This window comes from Candidatus Desulfatibia sp., from assembly GCF_036446775.1.
Classification (GTDB): domain Bacteria; phylum Desulfobacterota; class Desulfobacteria; order Desulfobacterales; family UBA11574; genus Desulfatibia_A.
This window is the reverse complement of record NZ_JAZFTO010000379.1, coordinates 1-6,597: the sequence shown is the minus strand read 5'-3', so window position 1 is coordinate 6,597 and position 6,597 is coordinate 1. Positions and strand designations below refer to the sequence as shown.

The window sequence follows — 6,597 nt, the reverse complement described above, 5'->3', positions numbered from 1 at the left end:
ATCTTCAGGATTTACTTATAATTTTCACAGTTTCCTGCCTCCGGCTCGTAGAGCCTACGCCTCGGAGAGATGAAACTGTATTTGCCTCCGGGACGTACATAAAATTATAAGTTTCTATTTTTCTTCAGCACTTTCCCTTGTCTTTTTAAATCGTTCCGCCTGTAGTTGCGCGGCTTTGTTGATATCTTTTTTCATCTGGTCCATTTGATCAAGCTTTTTCTTTCCGGTGAGTTCCTTTACCGCATCATCCACCTGCTCGCGCGTGTCCGTCCCTTCACAGCCCGCAATGGCCAAAAAGGCGAATAAAACAAGAACCAGCGTCAAACTTTCGCACACTTTTACTGCTTAATTTATTGATATCCATCATCATATTAGTACTCTATGAGCTTTAAACAAGAGTTTTTTTCTGCCCTCCCTGCCCTGTGGAATGCGAAGCTTATTCCTCGGGGGTCAGCAGAAAAAAAATATTCATTGTCTTTGCGTCCTCTGCGACTCTGCGGTGAACTATTACGTTTTTGTCAGAACTTCCGGGTTAGGGCAATATCATGAGAATTATGAGAAAAAGAGGGAGCAATCATGGAATCTAATGAGCAAGATAGACGAAAGGATGTACGCAAAAGAACTCACAAACGATTTCGGCCCCAAAGCCGTACGTTTATCAGAGTGAGGATTAGATTACCTCTGCAAGTCAAAATTGATATTTATATTTAATAGAGAGACCTCCGGAAGGTACGGGTGCAAAATTTAAACTATGCGACTTGTTTTTCAACCAATCAGGATTCCATAGCTTGGTTTTAAGGTACCGGTATACTGCTTCTACATAAGGAAGCTGCTTGGCGACACCATCCTTCATGGTGGTTTTATACTCAAGGTCGTTCCCGGAGCGAGCCTTGTCCCGCAGGGTTTCTGGTTCGCCTATATGTTTTGTCAGGAGCGGCACTTTAAACTTAACAATTAGCTTTTGAGATTCCTGCGGTATGAGAGCCAGTAAACTATAGATCTGGCTACCCTTGACTGCAAATGCCTCTGAAGCGTTACCTTTGAAAAAATACCCGGCCTTCGTTTCATTGGCTTTATTAATAGAAACGATCCGGGCGAAATCAGCGACCCGGTCGGTATCGGCGACCGCCTGAGTAAATTCATTCAAGGAAATCCATGCTGCCAACAAAGCTAAACAAAAATAGGTAAAATTAAATTCTCCGGCAAATAGTTTTTTCATGGTTTAATCCCTCCTATATCTACTGTTTGTAAAATATAAACTTTTTTAACTCTTTGTGCTTTTGTATCGCAAACCTCATGCCAGACTTGAAAAAAAACATAAATGAAACGACAACCTTACGATTTAATTGATAAATATTATTATTCACAAAATAAAAGCGATAATAAAAAAATGTGAGGCAGTTATAAAAAAAGATAATTGATAGCATTTTTTTATAAAACTAACCCTCTTTGAAAATCCCCATGTGCATTAAACCTGATTGGAGTGGATGGCAATAATACGGTCGTTACGGCATAACGTCTTGTTTTGACAGGATTGGTTTCATCTTCAAAGGAAACCGTTTTAAAATTTCATAAATACCGCTAATTTTTTTACCATGAACTGCCGATAAAAAAGTATACACCCGTACAAATCATTGGTTTTAAGATTAATAAAAATATAACAACCTTACAGAGTGTTAGGGGGAAATTATGAATGAAAGGTCTTCAAACCCTGATCCCGCAATAGCAGTCTTTAAAGAGATTTCCACGTGGGTTACATCGGGACTAAACCTCGATAAACTGCTGGAACTCATAATAGATACAGCCACTCGTATGATGAAGGCCAAGGCCAGCTCTTTGTTATTACTGGATCAGAAAACTAAGAAGCTTTATTTCAAGGTTGCTACCGGTGATAAAAAAGAAGAAGTCAAAAAGTATGAGATCAATCTGGGGCAGGGGATTGCCGGTTATGTTGCCGAAAAGGGAGAGCCTCTTCTGGTAGCCGACGTCAGCAAGGATCAGCGCTGGTGCAAACAAATAAGTGAATCCATAGGGTTCCAGACTCACTCCATCGCTTGTGTGCCGATGAAGGCAGATGGAAAAACCATCGGGGTGGTTGAAATCATCGATAAAGAAGATGGAAGTCCTCTCCAGGATGAAGATATGAAACTTTTGATGGGTTTCGCTGATTTGGCATCTTTAGCGATAAGCAGGGCTCAGAAGGTTGAACAGGTGCAAAAGGAAAACAAAGATCTCCGAGCAGAAATACGGAGTAAGCACCAGATCATGGGGGATAGCGATTCCCTGAAAAAGGTTATCTCAGACGCCTTTTTAGTTGCCAACTCGAAAAGCAGCACCTTGATACTGGGTGAGAGCGGTACAGGCAAGGAACTGCTTGCCAGATTGATACATCGGTCCGGCCACAGGCGTGCACAGACGATGGTTGCGATCAATTGTGCCGCCCTGCCTGAAGCCTTACTGGAAGCGGAACTGTTTGGTCATGAAAAGGGGGCCTTTACGGGGGCAGGGAGCCAAAAGATCGGAAAATTTGAGGCGGCTGACAACGGCACTATTTTCCTGGATGAAATAGGAGAGATGAAACCGGAGGTGCAGGTCAAGTTGCTTAGGGTGCTGGAAAACGGGGTGTTTTATCGTGTTGGCGGCAATGTACCCATAACCGTGGATGTAAGGGTCATCTCAGCAACAAACAAAGATATAGCAAGGGAAGTAGCTGAGGGAAGATTTCGAGAGGATCTTTACTATCGGCTGAATGTAGTCCAACTCCGAATGCCCCCCCTCAGAGAACGGAAAGAAGACATCCCCCTGCTTGCCAATTATTTTTTAGATATTTTAAAACAGGAAAGAGGTACTCCGAATGTAACAATATCGGAAAAAGCCATGCAGAAAATGCTTGAATATGATTGGCCCGGTAATGTTAGGGAATTGAGCAACGCTGTGGAACGGGCGGTGGTCATGAGCAAAAAAGCGGAAATTTTACCAGAGGAACTTCCTTTTTATGAAAGAATAGGAGAATTTCAAGCTTTGAATGTGGGGCAGACTCTTAAAGATGCAATAAATGGATTTAAAAAAGAGTTCATCACCCAAACTCTGAAACATACAGCGGGCAACAGAAGCGAAGCTGCAAAAATAATGGGCATTCAAAGATCCTATCTATCCCGGCTAATATCCCAGTACAGTCTTAGAGAATCTGAATAGGCAAATCGTATCATGATAAACCCAATGCAATGGTCTTTCTGGCAGAAATTGGTTGGCCGCGCAACTCGTACATAAAATTATAAGTTTCTGTCTTAACCTTTGATTTATTTTTCCATTCGCCAGGTTTAAAACCTTCGCCTTTTAGGCGAAAAGCTTTAGCATCATAATGATTTGCGGTTAAGATTCAAGGTTGAAAGGTTCAGAGGTTCAGCCTGCGACGAGCCCTTCGGCTGTGAGACCTGTCGGCGAGCTCAGGTCGAGCCGCTCATGTCGAAGGCAGCCGAGTCGGGTTCAAAGGTTTAAGGGTTAACGCAGAATCCGAACCCAGAGCGCAGAACCTGGAACTCAGAACCTAGAACGAATAACCCAGAACGAATAACCCAGAACGCAGGACCCAGAACGGTGAACCTAATTCGTCCAAGTACCTTTAGACTGACTTTCAGTCAGAACAGAAATCTACCTGCTTTAGCAGGTAGTGGTTTATTCGCTTTCAAAAATGGCCCAATTGGAAAAACAAATAGAGGAGGTTTGCAGTAAAGGAAAAGTGCGATATGCGCTTTCTGGTTTTGCCGTCGTAGCGCCTGTGGCGCTGGTCATTGGTCACCTTTCACCCCCGATGTTTTCACATCAGGATCCGAATGGCCGGCGCTTGATTTCATTGACAGCGAAATCCGGTTTCTGGCAAGATCGACGTCTATTACGGTCACCGACACCTTCTGATGAACCTTGAGGATGTCAGACGGGTTTTTCACGAAGCGGTCGGATATCTGGCTGATGTGAATCAGGCCGTCCTGATGGATGCCGATGTCCACAAAAGCGCCGAATGCGGTGACATTGGTCACGATTCCGGGCAGTTTCATCGGCGGCCTTAAGTCTTCGATCTTTTCAATGCCGTCGGCAAACGAGAACTCTTCGAATTTTTCGCGCGGGTCGCGTCCCGGTTTGGCCAGTTCATCGAGGATGTCGTTCAGGGTGGGGATTCCGACGGATTCCGTCGCATATCGTGAGACATCTATTTGACTGCGGATCTCGGGTTTTTTCATCAGGTCAGAGACCGTGGCCCCCAGATCTTTGGCCATGGCGTCGACAATGTGATAACTTTCCGGGTGCACCGCGCCGGCGTCCAGGAGGTTTTCAGCGTCCGGGATCCTCAAAAACCCGGCCGACTGTTCAAAGGCCTTGGGCCCCAGGCGCGGCACGTCCAGCAGCTTTGTTCTGGACGTAAAGGGCCCGTGGGCCTCGCGATGGGCGACAATGTTGTTGGCGATGCCGGCGTTGAGCCCGGAAACATAGGTCAAAAGCTGGACACTGGCCCGGTTCAGATCCACACCGACACCGTTAACGCAGCTCATCACAACGTCGTCTAAGGTCTGTTTCAGGGCGGCCTGATCCACATCGTGCTGGTACTGGCCCACGCCGATCGATTTGGGATCGATTTTTACGAGTTCCGCCAAAGGATCCATCAGGCGCCTGGCGATCGACACGGCCCCGCGCACCGTCAGATCATGATCCGGGAACTCTTGCCGGGCGACCGCGGAAGCGGAATAGATCGACGCCCCGCTCTCATTGACCATGATTACCGTCACCGGGTTTGAAAACGGGACTGCTTTGGCAAAGGCTTCGGTTTCCCTGCCGGCCGTGCCGTTGCCGACGGCAATGGCTTCGATATCAAAACGCCGGCACAGGGATTTTATTTTCACGGATTCTTCAAGGGCTTTTTTATCGGACAGGTGCGGAAAAATCGTGTCGTAATGCAGCAGTTTTCCCTGGCGGTCCAGACAGACGAGCTTGCACCCGGTTCTGAATCCCGGGTCTATCCCCATCACGCACTTGGCCCCCAGCGGCGGGGCCAGCAAAAGCTGGCGCAGGTTTTCAGCGAACACTCTGATGGCTTCGGCGTCGGCTCGTTTTTTGGCGTGAAGCCGGGCTTCGGTTTCCATAGAACGCGAAAGCAGGCGCTTGTAGCAGTCTGTTATTGCCAGCCTCACCTGGTCGGAATCCGCCCCTTGTCTTTTGACGAACAGGTTTTCGAGCAGCGCGATTGCTTGGGCTTCATCGGGCAGTATGTCGAGGTTCAGGACGTCTTCTTTTTCGCCGCGCCGGATGGCCAGCATCCGGTGAGAGGGAATAGTGGACAGCGGCTCTTTCCACTCAAAGTAGTCTCTGAACTTGGCGCCTTTTTCCTCCTTGCCGGCGGCCATGCGGCTTGCAACCGTGGCTTTGGTGAAAAAGAGGTTCCGCAGCCCGGCCCGGGCTTCGTCGTGCTCGTTGACGATTTCGGCAATGATGTCCCTGGCTCCGGCCAGGGCATCTTCGATTGCCTCGACCCCCTTTTCAGGATCGATGAACGCCGCCGCTTCGACCGGATCCGTGCCGTCCTGCTCCAGGATCGCCAGCGCCAGGGGTTCGAGCCCTTTTTCCCTGGCCACAACCGCCCTTGTGCGCCGCTTGGGCCGATACGGCAGATAGATGTCCTCTAATATTGCCATGGTTTCGGCGGCCAGAACGCTTGCGGAAAGCTCGTCCGTCAGATGGCCGTGCTGCGTAAGAGAGTTGAGGATCACTTTTTTGCGGTCTTCGATTTCTCGAAGCTGGTTGAGCCGGTCCCGGATGGCGGTAGCAGCGACTTCGTCCAGGCTGCCGGTGGCTTCTTTGCGGTAACGGGCAATAAACGGGATGGTGGCCCCTGCGGCCAGCAGGTCGGCTACCGCCTGAACGTGATGGTCGCTTATGTTCTGCTCCCGGGCGATTTTGGATGTGAATATGTTGTCGTTCATGCTTTCAGTTGTTATTTGTCAGTTGTTACGGGTTACGAGTTACGGGTTGCGGGTTGCGAGTTGCGAGTTACGGGTTACTGGTGACTTGTCATTTTTCAAAGGTCTCGCTACAGGTGCAGTTGCATGTCATCCCGGGTCGCAATCGTGTTTGGAAATATTTTCCTGGCATGCAGCTCCGCATCTTTTCTGTTTTCCAGCGTCGTATACCGCCCGGCGTCAAAATGTACCAAAGCGAGTTGTTTGGCACCGGACTCCTTTGCTATTTTGGCGGCATCCTGCGGATTTAGATGCGGCCATTCATCCGAGTGCTCATCCGGCAAATAGGCGCATTCCGTGATGAGGAGATCCACATCGCGGGCCAGTCTCAGGGCATTTCGGCAAAAACCGGTATCGGGGATGTAGGCAATCGTTTTGTTCTCCAAATGGATCCGATAGCCCAGAGTAAGGGAAGTATGGTCAAGCTCCATGACGCTGGTTGCAAACGGCAAAGTGTTTTCTCGGCCGGATAGTTCAAGCACCTCTACTTTGTAAGGAAGATCGTCCAGCGGCATTGTAAAAGGCTCGTTGACGATAAGGTTTAGAATTTCCCGCGTGCCTTTGGGGCCCGCAATGACAAGTCCTTCGG

General features: G+C 48.5%; 5 protein-coding genes. 1 reads left to right on the top strand and 4 read right to left on the bottom strand.

Annotated features, from left to right (window positions below; translation table 11 throughout):
* Positions 1-114: 114 nt before the first annotated feature.
* Both V3S16_RS17200 and V3S16_RS17195 read right to left on the bottom strand, forming a co-directional pair.
* Positions 115-336 (bottom strand): hypothetical protein, encoded by a 222-nt coding sequence (locus V3S16_RS17200; RefSeq protein WP_413887186.1) that lies wholly within the window; start codon positions 334-336, stop codon positions 115-117.
* Between the two features lie 352 nt (positions 337-688).
* Complete coding sequence (locus V3S16_RS17195; RefSeq protein WP_413887184.1) at positions 689-1,219, bottom strand: hypothetical protein; 531 nt, start codon at positions 1,217-1,219, stop codon at positions 689-691.
* Positions 1,220-1,689: 470 nt separating this feature from the next.
* Here V3S16_RS17195 and V3S16_RS17190 point away from each other — a divergent pair, with 470 nt between their 5' ends.
* Positions 1,690-3,195 carry a sigma 54-interacting transcriptional regulator gene (locus V3S16_RS17190; RefSeq protein ID WP_413887182.1) on the top strand — a complete coding sequence of 502 codons (1,506 nt, stop codon included), beginning with the start codon at positions 1,690-1,692 and terminating at the stop codon, positions 3,193-3,195.
* Positions 3,196-3,788: 593 nt separating this feature from the next.
* Here V3S16_RS17190 and V3S16_RS17185 read toward each other — a convergent pair.
* Both V3S16_RS17185 and V3S16_RS17180 read right to left on the bottom strand, forming a co-directional pair.
* Entirely contained in the window at positions 3,789-5,972 is a 2,184-nt protein-coding gene (locus V3S16_RS17185; RefSeq protein ID WP_413887180.1) for a Tex family protein, read from the bottom strand.
* A 107-nt stretch (positions 5,973-6,079) separates the two neighbouring features.
* Positions 6,080-6,597: MBL fold metallo-hydrolase (locus V3S16_RS17180; protein WP_413887178.1), on the bottom strand; the 518-nt coding region annotated here is incomplete at its 5' end.

Bases quoted from the DNA above. Each gene is read 5' to 3' on its own strand.
- V3S16_RS17195 (WP_413887184.1), bottom strand. From the start codon at position 1,219: ATGAAAAAACTATTTGCCGGAGAATTTAATTTTACCTATTTTTGTTTA.
- V3S16_RS17190 (WP_413887182.1), top strand. From the start codon at position 1,690: ATGAATGAAAGGTCTTCAAACCCTGATCCCGCAATAGCAGTCTTTAAA.
- V3S16_RS17185 (WP_413887180.1), bottom strand. From the start codon at position 5,972: ATGAACGACAACATATTCACATCCAAAATCGCCCGGGAGCAGAACATA.